The sequence below is a fragment of the Thalassobium sp. R2A62 genome, from assembly GCF_000161835.1.
GTDB lineage: Bacteria > Pseudomonadota > Alphaproteobacteria > Rhodobacterales > Rhodobacteraceae > Thalassobium.
In genome coordinates, this window is the sequence record NZ_GG697169.2 from 647,261 (window position 1) to 667,669 (window position 20,409).

18 protein-coding genes are annotated in these 20,409 nt (G+C 55.6%); 6 read left to right on the top strand and 12 right to left on the bottom strand.

The window, feature by feature from the left end; translation table 11 throughout:
- Window positions 1-2: 2 nt before the first annotated feature.
- Window positions 3-893 carry a YicC/YloC family endoribonuclease gene (locus TR2A62_RS03215; protein WP_009157554.1) on the bottom strand — a complete coding sequence of 297 codons (891 nt, stop codon included), beginning with the start codon at window positions 891-893 and terminating at the stop codon, window positions 3-5.
- Between the two features lie 216 nt (window positions 894-1,109).
- Here TR2A62_RS03215 and TR2A62_RS17490 point away from each other — a divergent pair, with 216 nt between their 5' ends.
- Window positions 1,110-1,793, top strand: a complete 684-nt coding sequence (locus TR2A62_RS17490) for a PAS domain-containing protein (protein WP_009160452.1) — start codon at window positions 1,110-1,112, stop codon at window positions 1,791-1,793.
- Here the strand turns inward: TR2A62_RS17490 and TR2A62_RS03225 are convergent, their stop codons facing one another.
- On the bottom strand, window positions 1,794-3,164 hold the full coding sequence (locus TR2A62_RS03225) for a class II 3-deoxy-7-phosphoheptulonate synthase (protein WP_009158266.1): 1,371 nt from the start codon (window positions 3,162-3,164) through the stop codon (window positions 1,794-1,796).
- 185 nt (window positions 3,165-3,349) lie between these two features.
- On the opposite strand from TR2A62_RS03225, the gene TR2A62_RS03230 reads away from it, so the two are divergent.
- The 5 genes from TR2A62_RS03230 to TR2A62_RS03250 all read left to right on the top strand — a co-directional run bounded on the left by TR2A62_RS03230 (window position 3,350) and on the right by TR2A62_RS03250 (window position 8,118).
- The gene (locus TR2A62_RS03230) at window positions 3,350-4,354 is read left to right on the top strand and encodes a GlxA family transcriptional regulator (protein ID WP_009158156.1); all 1,005 of its coding nucleotides are present in this window, start codon (window positions 3,350-3,352) and stop codon (window positions 4,352-4,354) included.
- A gap of 4 nt (window positions 4,355-4,358) precedes the next feature.
- Entirely contained in the window at window positions 4,359-4,769 is a 411-nt protein-coding gene (locus TR2A62_RS03235) for a hypothetical protein (RefSeq protein WP_009160650.1), read from the top strand.
- Window positions 4,769-5,143 (top strand): hypothetical protein, encoded by a 375-nt coding sequence (locus TR2A62_RS03240; protein WP_009159593.1) that lies wholly within the window; start codon window positions 4,769-4,771, stop codon window positions 5,141-5,143. Before TR2A62_RS03235 ends, TR2A62_RS03240 begins: the two co-directional genes overlap by 1 nt.
- Window positions 5,143-5,553, top strand: coding sequence for a hypothetical protein (locus tag TR2A62_RS03245; protein WP_009160575.1), 411 nt, complete (start codon window positions 5,143-5,145; stop codon window positions 5,551-5,553). The genes TR2A62_RS03240 and TR2A62_RS03245 overlap by 1 nt, the downstream gene beginning before the upstream one ends.
- Before the next feature lie 102 nt (window positions 5,554-5,655).
- Window positions 5,656-8,118, top strand: a complete 2,463-nt coding sequence (locus TR2A62_RS03250) for a penicillin acylase family protein (RefSeq protein ID WP_009158940.1) — start codon at window positions 5,656-5,658, stop codon at window positions 8,116-8,118.
- Here TR2A62_RS03250 and TR2A62_RS03255 read toward each other — a convergent pair.
- The 10 genes from TR2A62_RS03255 to dusB all read right to left on the bottom strand — a co-directional run bounded on the left by TR2A62_RS03255 (window position 8,105) and on the right by dusB (window position 20,376).
- Window positions 8,105-8,509, bottom strand: a complete 405-nt coding sequence (locus TR2A62_RS03255) for a hypothetical protein (RefSeq protein ID WP_009158190.1) — start codon at window positions 8,507-8,509, stop codon at window positions 8,105-8,107. The two genes, TR2A62_RS03250 and TR2A62_RS03255, sit on opposite strands and share 14 nt — an antisense overlap.
- Window positions 8,497-9,855: a GTPase HflX gene (gene hflX / locus TR2A62_RS03260; protein ID WP_009159248.1), complete on the bottom strand. Its 1,359-nt coding sequence runs from the start codon at window positions 9,853-9,855 to the stop codon at window positions 8,497-8,499. The genes TR2A62_RS03255 and hflX overlap by 13 nt, the downstream gene beginning before the upstream one ends.
- Window positions 9,856-9,860: 5 nt before the next feature.
- A complete protein-coding gene (gene hfq, locus TR2A62_RS03265; protein WP_009160471.1) occupies window positions 9,861-10,094 on the bottom strand; it encodes an RNA chaperone Hfq in 234 nt (77 codons plus the stop codon).
- A gap of 130 nt (window positions 10,095-10,224) precedes the next feature.
- Entirely contained in the window at window positions 10,225-11,742 is a 1,518-nt protein-coding gene (locus tag TR2A62_RS03270; protein ID WP_009157659.1) for a TrkH family potassium uptake protein, read from the bottom strand.
- Between the two features lie 6 nt (window positions 11,743-11,748).
- Window positions 11,749-13,125, bottom strand: a complete 1,377-nt coding sequence (trkA, locus tag TR2A62_RS03275) for a Trk system potassium transporter TrkA (protein ID WP_009157905.1) — start codon at window positions 13,123-13,125, stop codon at window positions 11,749-11,751.
- Window positions 13,126-13,195: 70 nt separating this feature from the next.
- On the bottom strand, window positions 13,196-14,599 hold the full coding sequence (locus TR2A62_RS03280; protein WP_009160635.1) for a sigma-54 dependent transcriptional regulator: 1,404 nt from the start codon (window positions 14,597-14,599) through the stop codon (window positions 13,196-13,198).
- 7 nt (window positions 14,600-14,606) lie between these two features.
- The gene (locus TR2A62_RS03285) at window positions 14,607-16,784 is read right to left on the bottom strand and encodes a PAS domain-containing sensor histidine kinase (RefSeq protein ID WP_009159995.1); all 2,178 of its coding nucleotides are present in this window, start codon (window positions 16,782-16,784) and stop codon (window positions 14,607-14,609) included.
- A gap of 180 nt (window positions 16,785-16,964) precedes the next feature.
- Complete coding sequence (locus TR2A62_RS03290) at window positions 16,965-18,329, bottom strand: response regulator (protein WP_009160803.1); 1,365 nt, start codon at window positions 18,327-18,329, stop codon at window positions 16,965-16,967.
- On the bottom strand, window positions 18,329-19,402 hold the full coding sequence (locus TR2A62_RS03295; RefSeq protein ID WP_009159224.1) for a nitrogen regulation protein NR(II): 1,074 nt from the start codon (window positions 19,400-19,402) through the stop codon (window positions 18,329-18,331). Before TR2A62_RS03295 ends, TR2A62_RS03290 begins: the two co-directional genes overlap by 1 nt.
- Complete coding sequence (gene dusB / locus TR2A62_RS03300) at window positions 19,399-20,376, bottom strand: tRNA dihydrouridine synthase DusB (RefSeq protein WP_009158618.1); 978 nt, start codon at window positions 20,374-20,376, stop codon at window positions 19,399-19,401. Before dusB ends, TR2A62_RS03295 begins: the two co-directional genes overlap by 4 nt.
- Between the last annotated feature and the right edge of the window lie 33 nt (window positions 20,377-20,409).

Below are 20,409 nucleotides of genomic sequence, written 5' to 3' on the forward strand. Positions count from 1 at the left end.
ACTTACTCCACGTTTTGAACTTGTTCACGCATCTGGTCGATCACCGCTTTGAGGTCGAGCCCGATAGCCGTCAGCGCGGTTGAGCCTGCTTTGGAACACAGTGTGTTCGCTTCGCGGTTGAATTCTTGCATTAAGAAATCAAGCTTGCGGCCCACTGGCCCCTGCGCATCAAGCAAAGCGCGCGTTGCATTTACATGTGCCTTTAGGCGGTCGATCTCTTCTGTGATGTCTGCCTTTACAGCCAACAAAGCCAGCTCTTGGTGCAAACGGTCGGCATCAATGCCGTCTGTGTTGTCGATGATGCGCGCCATGGCCTTGACCAGAGCGTCTTTTGCGTCTGCTGTTCGGGCTTCGGCGGCTTTTGTGGCCTGTTCGGTCAGCGTCTCAATGGTATCCACTTGGGCAGACAGTACATCGTTCAATGCGCCACCTTCATCCCGCCGCATGGCAAGGAAACTCTCGATCACGTCGGCCAACGTCGCCAGTACAGCCGCGATGGTTGCGCCTTCATAGGGCTCGACCGCTGCATTCTCTAAGATGCCGCGCTGGCTCAATACATCTGCCGCCGTTGGCTGGCCCAAAGTAAGGCCCATAGAGACCGCTTTGTTTTCAATTTCGTCCAATGCCATCAGTACGCGGCTGAGATGCTCCTGGTTCACGCTTAAAACATCAGCGCCAGCCAGTCGGGTAAGTTTGAGAGACGCATTGATGCTGCCACGCCCCATAGCCGCTGCAAGAGCCGAGCGGGTCTTTTGTTCTAGACCTTCGATCCCGTCTGGTAGCCGTAGGCGGATGTCTAGACCTTTGGCATTCACACCGCGCAAATCCCACTGCCATTCGGCAAAAGCGTCACTGCCGCTCTGTGTGGCAAAGCCTGTCATCGAATGGGTCACGCGCTAGCATCCTTTGAGTTTGTGTTCCGCCTCCACCTAACGGGAACGGGCGGCTGTGGGCAACCCCACCGTACGCTCCTGCGGCCTTACGTTAACCCTTAGCAAGGATTGTTCGCGCATTCGAAGCGTATTTTAGGTATTAACACCTCAGTAACTAGTATGACGATATTATTAACCCTAGTTCATCCAGACCAGAAATTGAGACGGGGACTGACGATGCAAGATCAAATGACAAACCGCCCGAACGCGAATGTAATAATCGTGCCGCTCGTTCCGCGTCAGGAAACGATTCCGCAAAATGTCGAACGCGCCGAAGCGTTGGATATGATTGCCACCTATTGGAGCAGCTGCGCTGTGGGTACAGAGTTGCCCAATCGGCGTGATATTGATCCACGTGGCGTGACGGGCGTGCTTGAATACTCTTTCATGCTCGAAATGATTGCAGGTGGTCTGGCGCGGTTTCGAATTGCTGGCCAACATCTGTGTGAAATTATGGGTATGGATGTTCGTGGAATGCCGTTCAGCAGCCTCTTTCAACCGTCTGCTCGGGATGAAATGGCCCAGATCTTGGAAACCTGCACTCGCCAAAGATGCAGAATTGATGTCCCACTTGAAACGACACGAAAAGTGTTTGTGCCCAATCGCCCTGTCAAAATGGTTTTGCTGCCTTTGATGGGGGAATCCGGTCGGGTTGACCGTATTTTGGGTGCGATGGTTTCAGATGGATCAACTGGTGGCGCGCCTCAGCGGCTCGTCCGAGCCGATGCGCCAGTTGTCCATGGTCAACCGTTTGGTCAACCCCAAAGCCCTGCCGCAGCACCTAGCACTTTGGGCGCCGCCAAAGAAAAAGGGCCGGGCGTTGCGCGCCCAGCCCTTCGTCTCGTTTATAGTGCCGACTGATTAGCTGTTAGCCGCGACCTTGATTTCGGTTCGGCGTGCAGACAGCTCTTCGGCCACCAGGAAGGCAAGCTCGAGAGACTGGCTAGCATTCAAGCGTGGGTCACAAGCGGTATGATAGCGAGACGCGAGATCTTCGTCGCTGACCGCACGCACACCACCGGTACATTCGGTGACGTCCTTGCCTGTCATCTCAAAGTGAACGCCACCTGGGATGGTCGATTCAGCATTGTGGATTGCAAAGAATTCTTGAACTTCACGCAGCACACTGTCGAATGGACGTGTCTTGTAGCCCGAAGCCGATTTGATCGTGTTGCCGTGCATCGCATCGCACGACCAGACAACATTTGCGCCCTCTTCCTTCACGGCTTTGATAAGACGCGGCAGGTGATCACCCACGCTACCGGCACCAAAGCGCGCGATCAATGTTAGGCGACCTTCTTCGTTCTTGGGGTTCAGTTTGTTCATCAAAACCTTGAGATCGTCTGCCGTTGTTGTCGGACCACATTTAAGACCGATCGGGTTCTGGACGCCCGAACAGAATTCAACATGAGCACCATCAGGCTGACGTGTACGGTCACCAATCCAGATCATGTGGCCGGACCCTGCGATCCAGTTGCCGGATGTTGAATCGACGCGGGTCAGCGCCTCTTCGTATTCCAACAACAGAGCCTCGTGGCTGGTGTAGAAATCAACCGACTGCAGCGTGTGCGCTGTGTCTTGGTTCACACCGGCCGCGCGCATGAAATCGAGTGTGTCAGAAATCCGGTCCGCCAGATCACGGTATTTCTCCGCGCCTGACCCTTCGGTAAAGCCCAGTGTCCACGCATGCACCTGGTGCACGTCCGCGTAACCACCTGTCGAAAAGGCCCGTACGAGGTTCAAGGATGCTGCCGCCTGAGTGTAGGCGCGCAGCATTTTTTCGGGATCAGGGAACCGTGACTCTGGCGTGAAATCAAGCTCGTTGATGATGTCACCACGGTAGCTTGGCAATTCGACGCCATCTTTCACTTCGGTCGGAGCCGAGCGCGGCTTTGCGAACTGACCAGCCATGCGGCCGACTTTGATCACAGGCACTTTGGCGCCATAGGTCAGAACCATGGCCATTTGAAGCATCACTTTGAACGTGTCGCGAATACCGTCTGCGCTGAACTCGTCAAAGCTCTCTGCGCAATCACCGCCCTGCAGCAGGAACGCCTCGCCACGAGATGCGGCTGCCAATTGCTCGCGTAGTCTGCGTGACTCACCAGCAAAAACCAAAGGTGGATAGCTAGAAAGACGCGCCTCAACAGCGTTCAGTTTCTCCATATCCAGATACTCTGGCATCTGGATCCGGGGCTTATTGCGCCAGTCAGATTTTTGCCACTTCGTCATTGTCTTGCTCCTAGGTTGGCCGCGGTTAGCGGTATCAGACATTTTCTATAAGCCTGAGCTAGATAATTTCCAATGCAAAAGCGTTCAATTCCCCCCCTGAAATCAACAAATCGCTACGCGACACTCTTGCGGAGGCAATGAAAAACGGGTCAGGGTCAATTTAGAAGCATCAAAAGACTCACATCATGACCGATCAGGAAACCGTTGTAGACATCGACATGTCGGGAAAGAAAACCCAACGTTTTGTCTTTGTGCTATTGGACAACTTTACGCTGCTGTGCTTTGCCAGCGCGGTCGAAAGCCTGCGTATTGCGAACCGTATGGCGGGCCAAACGCTCTATGACTGGACGCTCATGGGCGATGGTGGTGATTTGGTGACGTCATCGGGCGGGATCGGCTTCAAAGTCGATTTTGATCTGAACGAATTGGGTCGTGACGACACGGTGATGGTGTGTGGCGGTATCAACGTACAAGCCGCGACAACCAAACGGGTTCTGAACTGGCTGCGCCGAGAGGCCCGTCGCGGGGTCACAATCGCGGGTCTGTGTACGGCTGGGCATACATTGGCCAAGGCTGGTTTGCTTGATGGGAAAAAGGCCACGATCCATTGGGAAAACCAAGACAGTTTTGCCGAGGAATTTGACGAAGTTGAACTGACAAAATCCGTGTTTGTTGTGGACGGCAATCGCTACACAACGGCTGGCGGTACAGCCTCGATCGATCTGATGCTGAAATTGGTGGCAGACGAGCATGGTGAAGAATTGGCCAATGCCGTGGCGGACCAGCTGATTTATTCGTCGATCCGTACGGACCAAGATACGCAGCGGCTCTCAATTCCGACGCGGATTGGTGTGCGGCACCCAAAGCTGAGCCAAGTCATTCAGATGATGGAAAACAACATCGAAGAGCCAATTAGCCCATCGATCCTGGCCAAAGACGTTGGAATGTCGACCCGCCAGCTTGAGCGTTTGTTCCGCCGTTATCTGAAGCGTAGTCCAAAACGGTATTACATGGAGCTCCGTCTGCAAAAGGCGCGTAACCTGTTGATGCAAACCGACATGAGCGTGATCAACGTGGCGCTCGCGTGTGGGTTCGCCTCACCTTCGCATTTTTCCAAATGCTACCGGTCGCACTATCAAACCACACCTTACCGCGAGCGCGGCGCCCAAGCGAACCGTCTTTCGATCTGATCAGATGCACGCGAGATGCCGTCTGACCTGTGTTTTCTCACTTACGGCATCACTGGCATCTGCGGATATTGGAACGCTTTCTTGCGAACTGATCGAAATCTGTGATTTCGGATGCAGTGACGCGGCGCAGATCGAGCTGCAGTTCAACTATGGCACTGATGTTCTACCTGTTGTCCAAGATCCGAATGACCCGCCTGCCCGCGCCTTGATTGACGTCATGACTGGCGATGAGACATTTCGCGCGGAACCTGTTTGGATCGCGGACGGTGCCATTGTTGGGTTTTCTAAAACGAACGGTTCTTACGTGATTTTGATGACCGTCATAATGAATTCGACCAATCGCACAGCACGGTATGTTGTCGAGGACGGCGAAATGCTGCAAACATTCGAGGGTCAATGTAGGGATAGTTCATAATGTTACGATGCGCCGCCTTTTTCGCCTTGGTGTCTGGTCCGTTATCTGCGGCCACACTCGAATGTACCTTCGTCACGGAATGTTGCGAAACTGAAGGCTGTTCCGACACCTCTTATGACCTGACGTATTCGTACCCTGATGATCTGATGGATGTGATGGACAACTCTGGCACGGTGTCCGACATCATCGAAACCTTTGCCGCGCGCCCATTCCAAAGCGAAGCCGGTGACGTCGTTGGATTTTGGGCGACCCAGCCCAGCGGCGATACGCGTGTCTTGACGTTAGCTGACGGTGTCGGACGCTATTCAGTGCATATGCCAGCCTCTGGCCTCGCGCTCTATTATCTGGGTTCTTGTGAAGTGAAGGGCTCGTAATGTCCAAGACGCGAAGCATTGTGTTCGTCCTCTTGGCAGTTGTGGGCGTGACCCTGTTTGCCTTTGCAATGGGACCAACTGCGGTCATCACAAATACATCTCTTAACTGTTCGTTTGATGGTTTTTGTGCGGGGGACGATTGTTCTGTCAGCAATACTGACGGTTTCAAAATGATGTCAGACGGGTCGGGCATTTATACGCAGCTCAAGGTGTTAGAAAAGACAGTCCCAGTGAAACACAGCCGTGTCGGGGATCTGTCGACGTACCGCTATTCTGACGAGATGGGCGTCTATACCGTCACGCTCAAAGACGCGCTGACGTTTGAGTTTTTCTTTGAAGCGTCATCGACGAACGCGCTGGAAATTGATGCCTCGGGCATCGGAACCTGCGGTACTCATCAAGAGCTGTAGACACCCGCATTTCTCCTGTTATTGCAAGGCGTCGCTAGGCGATTGCCCCGCCGCCCTGACTGACGTTACAAGAGACGCGCACGACCGCTCTGGAGCAAAGTTATGAACCTCGTTTTCCGTTGGCTGCTACGCGTAGCATCGCTGATGATCTTTTTGATCGTCGGGGCATTAGGGTTGGCCTACTTCTTTGCGTCGCGGTCGCTGCCTGACTACAACGCCGAGGTTTCGGTTGCGGGATTAAACGCGCCGGTCGAGATTATTCGTGACAATGCCAACGTCCCACATGTGTTCGGGCGGATGGACGACGATGTGTTCTTTGGTCTCGGGTATGCACACGCCCAAGACAGACTGTGGCAAATGACGATGCTGCGACGCACCGCTCAGGGACGTCTGAGCGAATTGTTTGGTGAGCGTACCCTCAGCATCGACAGTGTGATCCGCCGGTTGGACATTTACAATCTCGCCTTGCAATCCGTCGACGTACAGGATGACCGCACCAAAGAGGCGCTTGTGGCCTATTCAGCGGGCGTCAATGCGTGGTTGGCCGAAATCAACAAAGGTGCACTGGGGCGCGGCGCGCCAGAAATGTTCCTGTTCAATCATGCCGTTGCCCCGTGGCAACCCGCAGATAGTCTCGCGATTACCAAGTTGATGGCACTGCAATTGTCGTCGCACTTGGATGCCGAAGTGCTCCGTGCTCGCAGCTCGCTTGCTCTATCGTCAGATCGATTGGTTGACATTTTGCCTGATGCGCCTGGAACTGGACTGGCGGCACTGCCCGAATATGCGGCCCTGATCCCTGAATTGCCGCAGTACTTTGCATCTTTTGAAACGGCTGCTGACCCTTTATCTCCGTTCAAACGGCGTGACCTTGCCGGTGCGTCAAATGCTTGGGCTGCAGGCCCGTCGCGGTCTGCGGCTGGATCTACGCTGCTGGCCAATGACCCGCACCTTGGTCTGACCGCCCCTGCCATTTGGTACCTTGCGCGCCTCGAGCTTTCGTCTGGTGGGGTGATTGGTGGAACGATCCCTGGCATGCCTGTTATTCTCACAGGACGGAGTGCGGATTTGGGCTGGGGTCTGACGTCCTCCTATGTTGACGACCAAGACGTCTACGTCGAACAATTGAACCCTGAAAACCCGAATGAATACCTGACCCCCAATGGTTTTCAGCCCTTCCGCAGTCGTGACACGATCGTGTTGGTCAAAGACGCGCCCGCCGTCACGCTAAAACTGCAATGGACAGAAAATGGTCCGGTCCTGCCGGGCGAGCACTATGACCTTGCGACGATCACACCGCCTGGGCACGTGGCCAGCGTCGCGTGGACCGTTTTGACCGGGGCAGATACGTCGATGTCCTCGGCTATGGCGTTGATGCGCGCAAGGTCTGTCCAAGAAGGTCTTCTGGCCGCTGAAACCTATATTGCGCCATCCCAAAACCTGACGCTTGCTGATCGCAATACGATTGCGATGAAAACGATCGGGGCCATGCCGCGCCGGAACGTCGACCATCAATCCAAAGGCCGATTGCCGACGCAGGGTCGGATTGCAGCCAACCGTTGGTCGGGGAACTTGCCCTATTCCATGAATCCAGAGTTTGTAGAGCCGTCTGGTGGCATCCTCGGCAACACCAATAACAAAACCATCGAACGACCCTTTCCCAACCACGTCTCGTATCGCTGGGGCGATACACAGCGGGTCAATCGGTGGCGCCGTCTGATGCAAACACGAGAAGTACACACCCGCGAAAGCTTCATCGAAGCGCAGCTTGATACCGTCAGCTATACGGCGCGTTCTTTGCTGCCGCTTTTGGGTGCTGATCTCTGGTTCACTGGCGCTGCTGCGCAGGACGGCACGCTTGAACGTCAACGCCAACGCGCGCTCGAACTGTTGTCCGAATGGAACGGTGAAATGAACGAGCATCTGCCAGAGCCGTTATTATACGCGGCATGGCTGCGTGCTGTTCAGGATCGTCTGATCCGCGATGATATGGGCCCTCTTGCCCGCGAGTTTACCCACGTCGAACCATTGTTCATTGAACGGGTCTTTCGCGATGTGAACGGTGCGTCTGCTTGGTGTGATGTGTTGCAGTCTGCACCCGTTGAAACCTGCGCGGATATTGCATCCCTTGCATTGGATGACGCGTTGTTGTGGGTCAACGAACACCACGGTGATGCGCTTGAAAGTTTGCGGTGGGGCGATGCACACCAAGCGACCCACGACCACCCTGTGCTGGGCAAAGCACCTGTTCTGAAGTGGTTCGTCAATATCCGTCAGAGTACATCTGGCGGTGACAATACCTTGCAACGTGGCCGCACCCGTGGTGGTCAGGGTGACATGCCGTTTGCCAATGTTCATGGGGCTGGCATTCGTACCGTCTATGATTTTGCAGACCCCGACAGTTCGGTCTTTGTGATTTCAACAGGTCAGTCGGGACACCCATTGTCGCGGCACTACGATGATTTGGGCGAACTTTGGCGTCGAGGTGAATATACGCCTATGTCACTGGATCCTGATTTGGCGCGGGCCGCGTCTGTCGGTGTTACGACCCTTATGCCCGAGTAAAGAACCGACCGGTCCATGTCTGGAAGGGTTTTGGGGCAATGGCTGGAACATTTAGTACGTAGTCAACCGGAAAGACGTCTGCGTCCTCCAACGCCAGCGCTGTCAAAACCCCTGTCATGTCCGCACCGTCGTGCCATTGGCTATCAATTTCCCAATAGTAACCGCAAAGCTCGGCCGCGCTGTCTGTGTCGACAACAAAGACGGTGTTCAAAGACCGTCCACCCGCCGGTGTGGTTGTGCCACCAACGAAGTAAAACTCATCCTGTTCGGGCAACACCACTGGTGCAGTCACTGTGTGTGGATGCGAAATTCGGACCAAGTGTTTGGGCGACCCTGCGACCAGCTGAATACGTTTCAACAGATCGGGATCAATCGCCGTCACGGCAACCATTCGCCGCGAGGAGCCTCGTCTTTTTCTTCATCAACGACAACGGTCGGCAAAACCTGCGGTTCCGCGCTGGAGAACCGCGAGCGATCAGTCTCGTTCCATTTTACGGTGATTTCGAAACCGGTCTCGGTTTGTGTTTCGTCCTCGACCACACCTGTATTGTGTAGCCAAGCCCGCGCACGACCATCTGCAAACCCGAGTGTCAGGGTTTCGATTTTCATGGCCGCATTCAAGATGTCCGAGATCGCTGCCAAGAGCGGGTCCATGCCCTCGCCTGTGACCGAAGAGGTGACAAAGATTGCATCATCCCGATCAGATGCTGTGTTCAAGCCTTTGCGCACGTCTAGCTCGACCTGATCGATTTTGTTCCAGACCTCCAGCAACGGGGCATCCTGTCCTACGCCGAGCTTGGTCAGGATTTCCATCACGTCGCGGGATTGCTCGTGGGTGTCAGCCGACGAAATATCGCGAACGTGCAGGATCAAATCGGCGTCCAGCACTTCTTCGAGTGTCGCACGGAAAGATGCGACCAATTCGGTTGGTAGGTCTGAGATAAATCCAACGGTGTCGGACAAGATGATCTCGTCACCTGTTGGCAAATCTACCTTGCGCATGGTCGGGTCCAAAGTCGCAAAGAGCATGTCTTTGGCAAAGACCTCAGCACCGGTCAGCCGGTTGAACAGCGTCGATTTACCAGCGTTTGTATAACCAACCAATGCGACAATCGGGAACGGCACCTTGGCCCTCGCCGAACGGTGCAACGCGCGCGTCTTCTCAACCTTGCCTAACTGTTTGCGCAGCCGGACAAGCTGGTCATCGATAGCACGGCGGTCGGCCTCGATCTGTGTCTCACCCGGACCGCCGACAAACCCCAGTCCGCCACGCTGGCGTTCAAGGTGGGTCCAAGCCCGTACCAGACGTGTCCGCTGATAACTTAATGCGGCCATCTCGACCTGCAAGACACCCTCTCGGGTGCGCGCGCGGTCGCTAAAGATCTCGAGGATCAACCCAGTCCGGTCGAGCAGTTTAACGCCCCATTCCTTTTCCAGATTTCGCTGCTGGACCGGCGTGACTGGGCCGTCAATCAGCACCAAGTCGACTTCGGCGTCATGCAGACGTTCTTTAACCTCGGCGATTTTGCCGGAACCAAACAACATTCCAGGATGCGCCTTGGGCAGGCGCACGACTTCGTCACCCTGCACAACAAGATTAGGCAAGGCACGCGCAAGCGACACGGCCTCGGCCAAGCTGGTCGCAGGGTCGCGGCGGTCGTGATCCGATTTGATGTCGGGGCGTATTACCCACGCCCATGTATCTGGATCTGCTGTTGCGTTGGGATCTTCACCCATAAGGGTTATTCATCACCTTCATACAGGCTGATCGGCTGGGATGGCATAATGGTGCTGATGGCACCTTTGAATACCAGTTGCGACTGGCCGTCACGGCGCAGCAGCACACAAAAGTTGTCAAACCAGGTAATAACACCCTGAAGTTTCACCCCGTTGATCAAGAAAACTGTGACAGGAACCTTAGTCTTGCGGACGTGGTTCAAAAAAGTCTCTTGCAGGTTTTGCTTATCGTTGGCCATTGATTGGCGTCCTTTTTGGTACGTTGGGCTGTGGACCAACCCTCGGATATTGTAATGCAATTATGTCGCGAGTGTTCGGGAGTTTCCAGCCCAAAAATGAGACTGCCAAGCGCGGCTATTTGTCCGCCCTTTAGGCCCGCCAAACGTCGGGGTTCAGCAACGCAATGATCGCCAAAGCTTCGAGACGACCCAATACCATTGCAAATGCTAAAATGGTGCGGGCGGTGTCTGGCAAACCGGCATAGGCGATCGGCACCTCTGCTGCGATTTCTGCCAGCGGTCCTGTGGTCGATAAAGTGGCAATCGAAAGCACCATCGCGGTTTCAAACTGCACACCTGTCAGCGCCAATGCCAGCATGACGCCTGCAATAGAGATCGCGAACAACATGAAAAAGATCCATGCGATATAAGCACCTTCTTTGCGGATGCGGCGCGCGTCCCGACCGGCGCCACCCACAGATGACGGGCTAATCAGTCGTTCCACTTCGCGGCGTCCATGGGTGTACAACGCGTAGACGCGTAGTAGTTTGACGCCGCCAGCCGTTGTCGCGATGCCCCCACCGATCAGCGCCAGCCCCAGCAGGGCCAATCCAGGTGTTTGCAGGCCTGACCAATTTCTCAGCGTATCCCAATGGGCAGATTCAAATCCGGTCGTGGTCAGAAACGACATCACTGTAAACAAGCTGCCCCATAGTGCCGAGGCGGCTGCACCGAGATCTTCGTTGGCGCCAACTTCAAACGAGCCAATCCATTGGCGTAAAAAGAAGACCGCGGAAACCGCCGCAACCAGTGCTAGACCTATCCGAAACTCGGGGTCTTTTTGGAAACCGTCACGATCCTCGCCCAAGAGGCCCCTGCTGAATGTCAGACGGGATAGCGCAAAGAACAAGAACGCGAATATCAACAATTCACCCGGGGTGCCCGCACCTGTTTCGCTCAGATTTCCAACGGGGGAAATGCCGGACGTGGCCAGCGTCGACATTGCATGGATCGCAGCATAGAGCGATCGTTCGCCAACCATGATCAGGCTAAGCCAGAGCACTGCGGTTAAGCCCACATAGATAGGCGCCAATTTCGTAGCCAGACGGATCAACCGCTCGGAGGGACCCACGGTCTTTTCAATCTGTGCGAAACGCCGTGTTCCAGCACCAATCGTCGATTCCGATCTCACTTCGAACCCGCCGAGGTTCATGGGGGCAAAGATCGCAACGGCCATCACCCAAACAAGAAACCCGCCGAACCATCCGACCATCCCGCGCCACAAATGCATCGCATCCGTGAGTCGTTCAGGTTCATAGACTGTCGCACCCGTTGTGGTCAGCGATGACACCATTTCGAACCACGCCTTGCTAAACGTTGTCGTTCGCAGTGCCTCGTAAAAAGGATAGGCCAGCATGATTGGCAAGACGACAAACCCCGCCAAAAGAGCCAAGAGCTGGCTGCGCGCAAGGCTTGAGGGTTTTACATTCGACGTGGCGATCGCAATCAAAGCCGCAAGGATCAAAAACAGAATTGCGGAATAAAAGAACGCGCGGGCAACATGATGGTCGTCTACCAAAATGGCCTGCACTGCGGGTAAAAACATGCCCATAGCCCCAGCGCCCATGAGCAGGACAAAGAGAGGAAGGCTGCGGAGACGTTCCAACATCGCGGGCTAGAAATAGTCGATCGAAACTTGAAGAAGCCGCTCGACCTCGGGCACATCATTGGTCAACGCAAAGATGGCGATCACATCGTTTTCTTCGACCCGAAGACCACCGGTCGGCTTGTGCAAGACGCCGTCTTTCATGACGCTGCCGACGAGAACACCTTCTGGAAATGCGACATCGCGCAGCCGCTGACCCGCAATCGGTGACGTTGACAACACTTCGGCCTCGATCACCTCGGCCTCGGCGTCACCAATTGAATAGACGGCTCTGACCCGTCCATGGCGGATGTGGCGCAAGATCGATGAAACGGTCGTAGCGCGGGGATTGATATAGGCGTCGATCCCCAGTGGGGCCATCAACGGCACCAATGTTGGATCGTTGACCAAACAGATGCTCATGGGACAGCCGAGCTCTTTGGCGCGCACGGCGGCTAGTAGGTTGGTTTTGTCGTCGTCGGTCACTGCCAAAACGGCGTCGGCCCGATCAATGCTCGCCTCATCTAACAGCGAGCTATCCAACCCGTCACCGTGTAATACAATTGTTCGTTCCAGTGCGTCAGCCGCCTGTTCGGCGCAGCTGCGATCCCGTTCAATGACGCGCGCACGCACACGTTCTGTCCGTGCCTCTAAGGCTTGTGCGACGCCTAGACCGACATTGCCGCCACCGATGATCACGATGCGCTCTTGTTTGCGGTGCGTCTTGCCAAAAATCTCGAGCGTCCGCGTCAGGTCGCCGGTTTCGGAAAAGATATAAACTTCGTCGCCGGGGTAAATTTGGTCACCCGCCTCTGGCGCAAAGAGCCGCCCATCGCGGCGAATACCGACGACAATAGCGCGCAGCGTCGAAAACAGATCGGTCAACTGACGAAGCGGTGTGTTGATGACGGGACAATCGTCTTCGATCGTGATCCCCAGCAGTGTGGCTTTGCCCTCTAGAAACCGTTCTGTGTCAAAGGCCGCTGGTGATGCAAGCCGTTGCAGGGCCGCCTCTGCCACTTCTTTCTCGGGGCTGATCACCACATCAATCGGCAAGTGGTCGCGGCGGTACAAATCAGAATAGATAGCGGTAAGATAAGATTGCGAACGCAGTCGCGCGATTTTACGTGGAACCGCAAACACGGAGTGCGCGACCTGACAGGTCACCATGTTGACCTCGTCAGAATGGGTCGCTGCGATAATCATATCCGCATCGCGCGCGCCTGCCCGTTCCAAAATATCCGGATAGCTCGCAAATCCTGCAATACCTTGGACGTCCAAAGTATCGGTTGCGCGGTGCACCAGATCGGCGTTGTTATCGACGACCGTCACATCGTTGTTCTCACCCGACAAATGGCGGGCAATCTGCCAGCCAACCTGCCCTGCGCCACATATGATGACCTTCATGTTCCAGCCTCGCGTTTGCGTGGCCCCCACACCTGCCAGAGAGGGGCTTTGGGGTCAATTGTTTGTGGATTTACTCGGCGTCGCCTTCGACATGGGCAACACGGGCCCCAGCTTTGTTCGAGGTGACAACCCCCAAGGATTTGAGCTTGCGGTGAAGCGCCGAGCGTTCCATTCCCACAAAACTGGCCGTCCGGCTGATATTGCCGCCAAAACGATTGATTTGGGTCAATAGATATTCGCGTTCAAACAACTCGCGGGCTTCTCGCAATGGAAGCGTCGCCAGCGATCCAGCCAGCACCACGCGCCCTTCTTCTCCGGCGGCCTCGTCTGAGACAGGCAATTCCTTGGCCGAGATGTCTCCAGAGGCTTCGCCTAGGATCAAAACCCGCTCAATCACGTTCTTGAGCTGACGCACATTTCCCGGCCAGAGCATCGTCTGAAGCAATGCCCGCGCGTCCTCAGCAAGGGTGCGCAGCGGCAGGCCCTGCAATTTGTTGAAACCGTCGATGAAGTATTCGGCCAGCATTGGAATGTCTTCGCGACGTTCTTCTAGGCTTGGGACATGGATCGGTACAACGTTCAGGCGATGGTATAGTTCTTGACGGAAGTTACCCGCATCGATTTCAGCGGCCAAGTCTTTGTTTGTGGTTGATATAACACGAAGATCAACCTTGACCTTGTCGCTGCCGCCGACACGTTGGAACTGTTGGTCCACAAGAACGCGCAGAATTTTGGCCTGTGTCCCTGATGGCATCTCGGCCACCTCATCAAAGTAGATGACCCCGCCGCTCGCCTCTTCCAGCAGGCCTTTTTCGATACCCTTTTCGGGGCTCTCGCGGCCAAACAGTTTGGCCTCCATCTGGTCCGGCTCGATGCCAGCAGAATTGACAGTCACAAAAGGGGCCGACGCGCGGTTTGAATTGGTGTGGATATAGCGTGCCGCGATTTCCTTGCCCGCACCCGCAGGGCCAGTCAGCATCACGCGACCGTTGGATTTGGTGACTTTGTCGAGCTGGCTCTTGAGGGTCTTGAATGCAGCGCTTTCGCCCAACATCTCACTTGGGGCCGCATCCCCGCGTTTGAGGTCGATGTTCTCGCGGCGCAGCCGAGAGGTTTCCATCGCACGCCGGATCACTACCATTAACTGGTCGATATTAAAGGGTTTTTCGATAAAGTCGTAGGCACCCTGTTTGATAGCAGCGACAGCAATTTCCACGTTCCCGTGGCCCGAAATGATCACGATCGGGATGTCTGGGTGGTCTCGCTTGACCGCTTTCAGGATGTCGATGCCGTCCATCGCGCTGTCTTTAAGCCATATATCTAGGATCATCAGCGCAGGCGCTTCTTTTTCTATCTCGGCCATACATTCGTTCGACGATCCAGCCAGCCGTGTCGAAAAGCCTTCGTCTTCTAGAATGTCCCCGATCAGCTCGCGAATGTCGCGCTCGTCATCTGTGATTAGGATATCGCCCATAGTGACCTCATGCTATTGTACTCGCCGCCTCTGATGCGATCAGAACCGGTAATATTATCGTTGCGCAGGCGCCTACGTGGCTTGCTCCTGCAAAAGTTTCGGCATCTGACAGCACCAGCTGTCCGCCATGCTCTTCGATGATCTTTTTGACAATTGGCAGACCTAGTCCGGTCCCTTTGTCGCGTGTCGTGACATAGGGTTCGAACAGACGGGCCCGGTCTTGTGGCAGGCCGATACCGTTGTCTTGGATCGTGATCACTGCGGTATCACCTTGGACCTCAAGAGCTACTCGGACCTCGGGTGAAAAGTCGCCAGTACCATTCTTTTCGATATAAGTTTCAGTTGCTTCGCCGGCATTCTTAATTAGGTTTGTGAGTGCCTGTGAGATCATGGTGCCGTCGATGTCAGCGGTGACAACCTCTGCGCTGATATCTGACACGATCGCCACATCGGGTTGCCCGGCTTCCTGCAGTGTCACAGCGTCACGAACCAAAGTCGCCAGATCCTCGTTCCGCTTTTCCGGTTCGGGCATACGCGCGAATTTCGAGAATTCATCCACAATCCGGCGCAAGTCATTGGTTTGGCGAACAATGACGTCGGTCATCTGGTCCAGCTTGGCCTGATCATCGACCACGGGTCCAAATTTGCGTTTGATCCGCTCGGCGCTGAGCTGAATTGGCGTGAGCGGGTTTTTAATCTCATGGGCAATCCGTCGCGCAACATCACCCCATGCGGCCATCCGTTGGGCGCTGACCAGATCGGTGACGTCGTCAAATGCGACAACATAGCCTTCGAGCTTGCCATCTTCAGACCGACGGGGGGCCATACGCACCAACAGGCTCTCTTGGGCCCCACCACGGATCAAGTTGACCTGTTCTTGTTCGGCGTGACTGCCTCGGACTTGGAGGCGGTCAAACAGCGGGGCGAATTCAGGCACAGCAACGGCAAGAGCCATCGCCTCTTGTTCTTCACCTACTTCTAGCAGGCGTCGTGCTGATGGGTTAGCGAAGGTGACGCGTCCTTGGGCGTCTAGGCCCACAACGCCGGATGTCACCGAGCTTAGGACGCTATCGAACAGCCGGCGGCGACGCTCTACCTGTTCGTTGCTTTCTATCAAAGTCTGGCGCTGGCCGTTCAATTGGGTGGTCATTTGGTTGAAATACCGCCCCAACATCGCGATTTCGTCGTCACCCTCTTCTTCGAGCACACGAACAGTCAGGTCTCCTGCTCCGACACGCTGTGCCGCGCCCGCGAGCCGTCCCACAGGACGTGCCAACCGTTCGGCGAACCAAAGGCCCAGCCAAATCGCAGCGAGGATCAAGATCACAGCAAAACCTAAATAAAGGAGGCCGAATTCAAACAGCAGCCGACCACGTTCGCTTTCGAGTTGTTCGTAGAGATTGACTGTTTCTTGGGTCTCATCCAGCAACCCTAGAACCTCTCCATCCACCTCACGGGTAACGTAGAGGAACCTGTCGACGAATTCGGTCAATGGGATCAGAGCGCGGAATTCGTTGTTGTCCCAATCCTCGATGATGACCAGCCCATTACGCGCCGCCGCCAGTTGTTCCGCCGTCGGTTGTTCAAACCCAAAGAGATAGCTGCTGGGGCCACGGGTCTGAATTTCTCCAGCGCCATCGATTAGATAGACCTCGGTCAGGCCACGCCTGATTTGCGCTTCGACTTGGGCCAGTGCGGTTCTGACCTCAAGCTGGGTCATGAAAAATGTGCCGCGCCGTTCGTTGTCGAGATAGTTGGCGAGCGCCTGACCATCGCGGTTGAGTTCGCTGCGGTGTTCGCCTTCGTAGGATTCCGCGGCGGCCAATGAGTTGCCGACCACCTGACGCACCCGATCAGAAAACCAACCCTCAAGGCCTACGTTTATCGTCAGCATTGAAAAGACAGCGACCAGAACGGTTGGAATCAGCGCAAGCAGCGCAAACACACCGGTCAGACGAAGGTGAAGCCGTGAGCCGGCCGATTTTGCGCGCCGTGCAGCAATCATTCGAGCCACACGCTGCATAACGAGAGCCGCAACCACGAGAATGTAGATCAAGTCGGCCAGTAGGATCAGGCGCAAGCTGGGCGCGGTGGCGCCTTGGTTTAATGGACCAAGGGCTACAAATGTTGCGACCGTGAGGATCGGCCCCAAAATCACAAGTCCGAGTGTCGCCACGTTTTGCACGCGTCTTAGGCGCCGCAAACGGCTCAGCCTCGCTAAATTAAACCCCAAGAGAGAGCGCTGCACGGGCGTCCCTGCTTTCCTGATTCTGGGCGCAGGTATGCAAAACACCTGTGCCATTACCGCCATTTATGTGGTTCTCGCGCGACACAGATGCCGCGCGGCCACGCTTGTGTGACGGTTTTACATCAGTTTGCGGCGCCTTGTCACGTGGATATCGAGGTCAGTGATCTTCTTGCGCAAGGTATTGCGGTTGATGCCCAGAAGATCGGCGCATTTTGCCTGATTTCCGCTGGTTGCATCCAGCGCGATTTCGATCAGCGGGCTTTCGACTTCCTTGAGTATCCGTTGGTACAGACCGGGTGCTGGCAAAACTCCACCGTGCAGATCGAAATAGCGCCGCAAATGCGCGGCCACAGACGCCGACAGCTTTTCACCATCTGCGCCACCTCTGAGTGGTTCCATCGCAGGCTGATTGCCTAGCACCAATTCGGTTTCGGCGCGCGAAATTTCATCTTCGGTCGCTGTGACCACCAACCGACGTACTGCGTTTTCCAGTTGTCGAACGTTTCCAGGCCAGCTGTAGCTGCGAACCAGCTCGGCAGCTCCCGTGGAGAGCCGGCGCAATGCGGCCCCTTCCCGTTCGGCGCGTGCCAGAAAGTGGTCCGCCAACAGCGGGATATCATCGACACGCTCGCGCAATGCAGGAACTGTCAGGCTGACACCGCCAAGCCGGTAAAACAGGTCTTGTCTGAATTCACCTGCTTCGGTCCGATGCATCAGGTCAATCTGGCTCGTCGCCATGATCCGCGGTGCAGTATCCGGGAGCGCATCCAACATGCGCACAATCTTGGCTTGGTCTTCATCGCCAAGGTCACCAACTTCGTCGAACAACAACGAGCCGCCTTTGACACGCGCGAGCAAGGCCGATGGCCCGTCGACGCCAGCCAAATCTTCGGCACTGACCACAACAAATGGCAATGTGCGACGGTCAGACAGGTCGTGGATAGCACGCGCGATCAGAGATTTCCCCGTCCCGCTTTCACCGGTGATCAAGACCGACAAGTCAGTATTCATCACACGTGCGACTAAGCGATACAGCGTTTGCATTGCAGGTGTGCGGCCAACCAGCGGCAGATCATCGCCCTGATCCTCGGACGCATCACGCGCGATCGGTGCACGTCGTTTCACTTCGAGCGCGCGAGCGGCGCGTTTCATCAAATCCGGCAAATCAAAAGGTTTCGGCAAATAGTCGTATGCGTCTGCTTCGGCCGCTTGGATCGCTGTCATGATCGTGTTTTGCGCAGATATCACGATTACCGGCAAACCGGGACGTGCCTCGCCAATTTTGGGTAACGCCTCTAGGCCATTACCATCTGGCATTACAACGTCAGAGATGACCAAATCCCCTTTGCCCTCTTCGACCCACCGCATCAACGTCACAAGGCTTGATGTGGCATGCACCTTGCAGCCTGCACGGGTCAGAGCTTGGGTTAGAACGGTGCGAATTGTGCGGTCGTCGTCTGCAACCAGAATAGTTCCGTCCATTACTTTTCTCCTTGGGGAATTGTTGTCACCAACGGCAACGAGACGCGAAACACAGTCCGCCCGGGTACGGAATCGACTGTGATCCACCCGTCGTGGTCAGCAATAATTTTGGATACGAGCGCGAGGCCTAGGCCTGTGCCGTTTTCTCGACCTGAGATGAAGGGTTCAAAGACATCACTTTCGATCTCGGGCGGCAGGCCCGGACCGTCGTCGATGATCTCGATCTGTAGCGGCAGTTTCGCTTGGGTGCCGTCGTGGCGTCTTACACGCAGTGATTGGTCGTAATACGTGTGGAGCCTGATTTTGCCAGCAGCCCCTTTGCTGGCCTCCGAGGCGTTTTTTAAGAGGTTTTGAAAGACCTGCAGCAATTGATCGGTGTCTCCCATCGTAGGTGGAAGAGACGGATCGTAGTCTTCGATCAACGTCATATGTGCGCCAAAACCAACCGCCGCGGAACGGCGAGCACGATCTAGAACATCGTGCACATTGACGGGATCCATTTGAGGGGGCGCGAGATTGCCGAACTGATCCACCTGATCCAGCAATGACACAATGCGGCGACATTCCTCGACGATGAGATCGGTCATTTCGAGGTCGCTGTTCGACAGGTTCATGGCAAGTAACTGAGCTGCGCCCGTGATCCCCGCGAGAGGGTTCTTGATTTCATGTGCCAGCATTTCTGCCATACCAATCGCGGAGCGTGCGGCTTTGACCGACGACGCATTGCGCGACATGGATGACGTGATCTCGCGTGGCGCAAACAGGACCAGCATCTGATCGTCTGAGCCATTGAGTGGCGCGATCCGCATATTGCACAGCACGGGCGCACGCGCCCCTGTCCCGATGTCCACGTCATTGATGTGCAAAGAGGTTCGATTGCTGCAGGCCCGCGCAAAGGCCAGCTCGATCGGGGCATCGATCATCACCTGATCCCAGATCGGTGTGCCCAACAGCGACTTTGCCGAGACATTCATGAAATCTTCTGCGGTGGAATTGGCGGCGATGATCCGGTTGCCCACATCCAACAGCAACGCCGGCACGGGTAACGAGGTCCAGAGATCGTCAACGTTCATGCCGCCAACTCGTGGTCGGGTCCCACAGCATCTGGGAGCAACAACAGAACCGCCGCTGGGTCCTTTTCCACCAGAACGGCCTTGCGTAGCGCGGTTGGGGTTTGTGCGTTGTCCATATACCAACCCAAGTGTTTGCGAGCGACGCGGTTGCCCAGTTCGATCCCGTAGAACGACATCATCGCCTCGTAGTGGTCAGACACCATCCGAACCAATGCCGTTCCTTTTGGGACGTCAGGCATTGGCGTGCCGTGCAGGTCTGCGGCTACTTGGGCCAACAGCCATGGCAGCCCCTGCGCGCCGCGCCCTATCATCACGCCATCGGCCCCCGAAGAAGTCAGCGCACGACGGGCTGATTCACTGTCCACAATGTCCCCGTTTGCAATGACGGGTATCGTGACCGCGTCTTTTACTGCTGAAATGGCTGTCCAATCAGCATGCCCTTTATAGAACTGGCACCTCGTCCGACCGTGGATGGTGATCATTGAGACACCTGCATTTTCGGCGCGTTTGGCAAGCGTTGGCGCGTTCAACATTGCGTCGTCCCACCCGAGCCGCGTTTTCAATGTGACGGGGATATCAACCTCATTGACGACGGCATCGATTAGCGTGAGCGCATGATCCAGGTCGCGCATCAGAGCCGAACCGGAATATCCGTTCGTCACCTTTTTTGCTGGGCAACCCATGTTGATATCAATCAGACGTGCGCCGCTGTCTTCGACAATCCGTGCGGCCCGCGCCATCCATTCTGCATCGCGACCGGCCAATTGTACGGACGTGTCAGCCAGACCAAGCCCCAGCTCTGCCTTTTCACGCGCGCCCGGTTTGGATTGCACCATTTCTTGGCTGGCGACCATTTCGCTCACGACTAATCCGGCACCAAACCCTCCGACAAGCTGTCGAAACGGCAGGTCTGTGATTCCAGCCAATGGGGCTAGAAAGACGGGTGGGTCCAAAGTGAGCGAGCCAACTTTCACGAAGAGCGCCTAATCCTTGTGCGATGACACTGG

Coding starts and splice junctions, on each gene's coding strand:
- TR2A62_RS17490 (WP_009160452.1), top strand. CDS start 1,110: ATGCAAGATCAAATGACAAACCGCCCGAACGCGAATGTAATAATCGTG.
- TR2A62_RS03225 (WP_009158266.1), bottom strand. CDS start 3,164: ATGACGAAGTGGCAAAAATCTGACTGGCGCAATAAGCCCCGGATCCAG.
- TR2A62_RS03230 (WP_009158156.1), top strand. CDS start 3,350: ATGACCGATCAGGAAACCGTTGTAGACATCGACATGTCGGGAAAGAAA.
- TR2A62_RS03235 (WP_009160650.1), top strand. CDS start 4,359: ATGCACGCGAGATGCCGTCTGACCTGTGTTTTCTCACTTACGGCATCA.
- TR2A62_RS03240 (WP_009159593.1), top strand. CDS start 4,769: ATGTTACGATGCGCCGCCTTTTTCGCCTTGGTGTCTGGTCCGTTATCT.
- TR2A62_RS03245 (WP_009160575.1), top strand. CDS start 5,143: ATGTCCAAGACGCGAAGCATTGTGTTCGTCCTCTTGGCAGTTGTGGGC.
- TR2A62_RS03250 (WP_009158940.1), top strand. CDS start 5,656: ATGAACCTCGTTTTCCGTTGGCTGCTACGCGTAGCATCGCTGATGATC.
- TR2A62_RS03255 (WP_009158190.1), bottom strand. CDS start 8,509: ATGGTTGCCGTGACGGCGATTGATCCCGATCTGTTGAAACGTATTCAG.
- hflX (WP_009159248.1), bottom strand. CDS start 9,855: ATGGGTGAAGATCCCAACGCAACAGCAGATCCAGATACATGGGCGTGG.
- hfq (WP_009160471.1), bottom strand. CDS start 10,094: ATGGCCAACGATAAGCAAAACCTGCAAGAGACTTTTTTGAACCACGTC.
- TR2A62_RS03270 (WP_009157659.1), bottom strand. CDS start 11,742: ATGTTGGAACGTCTCCGCAGCCTTCCTCTCTTTGTCCTGCTCATGGGC.
- trkA (WP_009157905.1), bottom strand. CDS start 13,125: ATGAAGGTCATCATATGTGGCGCAGGGCAGGTTGGCTGGCAGATTGCC.
- TR2A62_RS03280 (WP_009160635.1), bottom strand. CDS start 14,599: ATGGGCGATATCCTAATCACAGATGACGAGCGCGACATTCGCGAGCTG.
- TR2A62_RS03290 (WP_009160803.1), bottom strand. CDS start 18,329: ATGGACGGAACTATTCTGGTTGCAGACGACGACCGCACAATTCGCACC.
- TR2A62_RS03295 (WP_009159224.1), bottom strand. CDS start 19,402: ATGAACGTTGACGATCTCTGGACCTCGTTACCCGTGCCGGCGTTGCTG.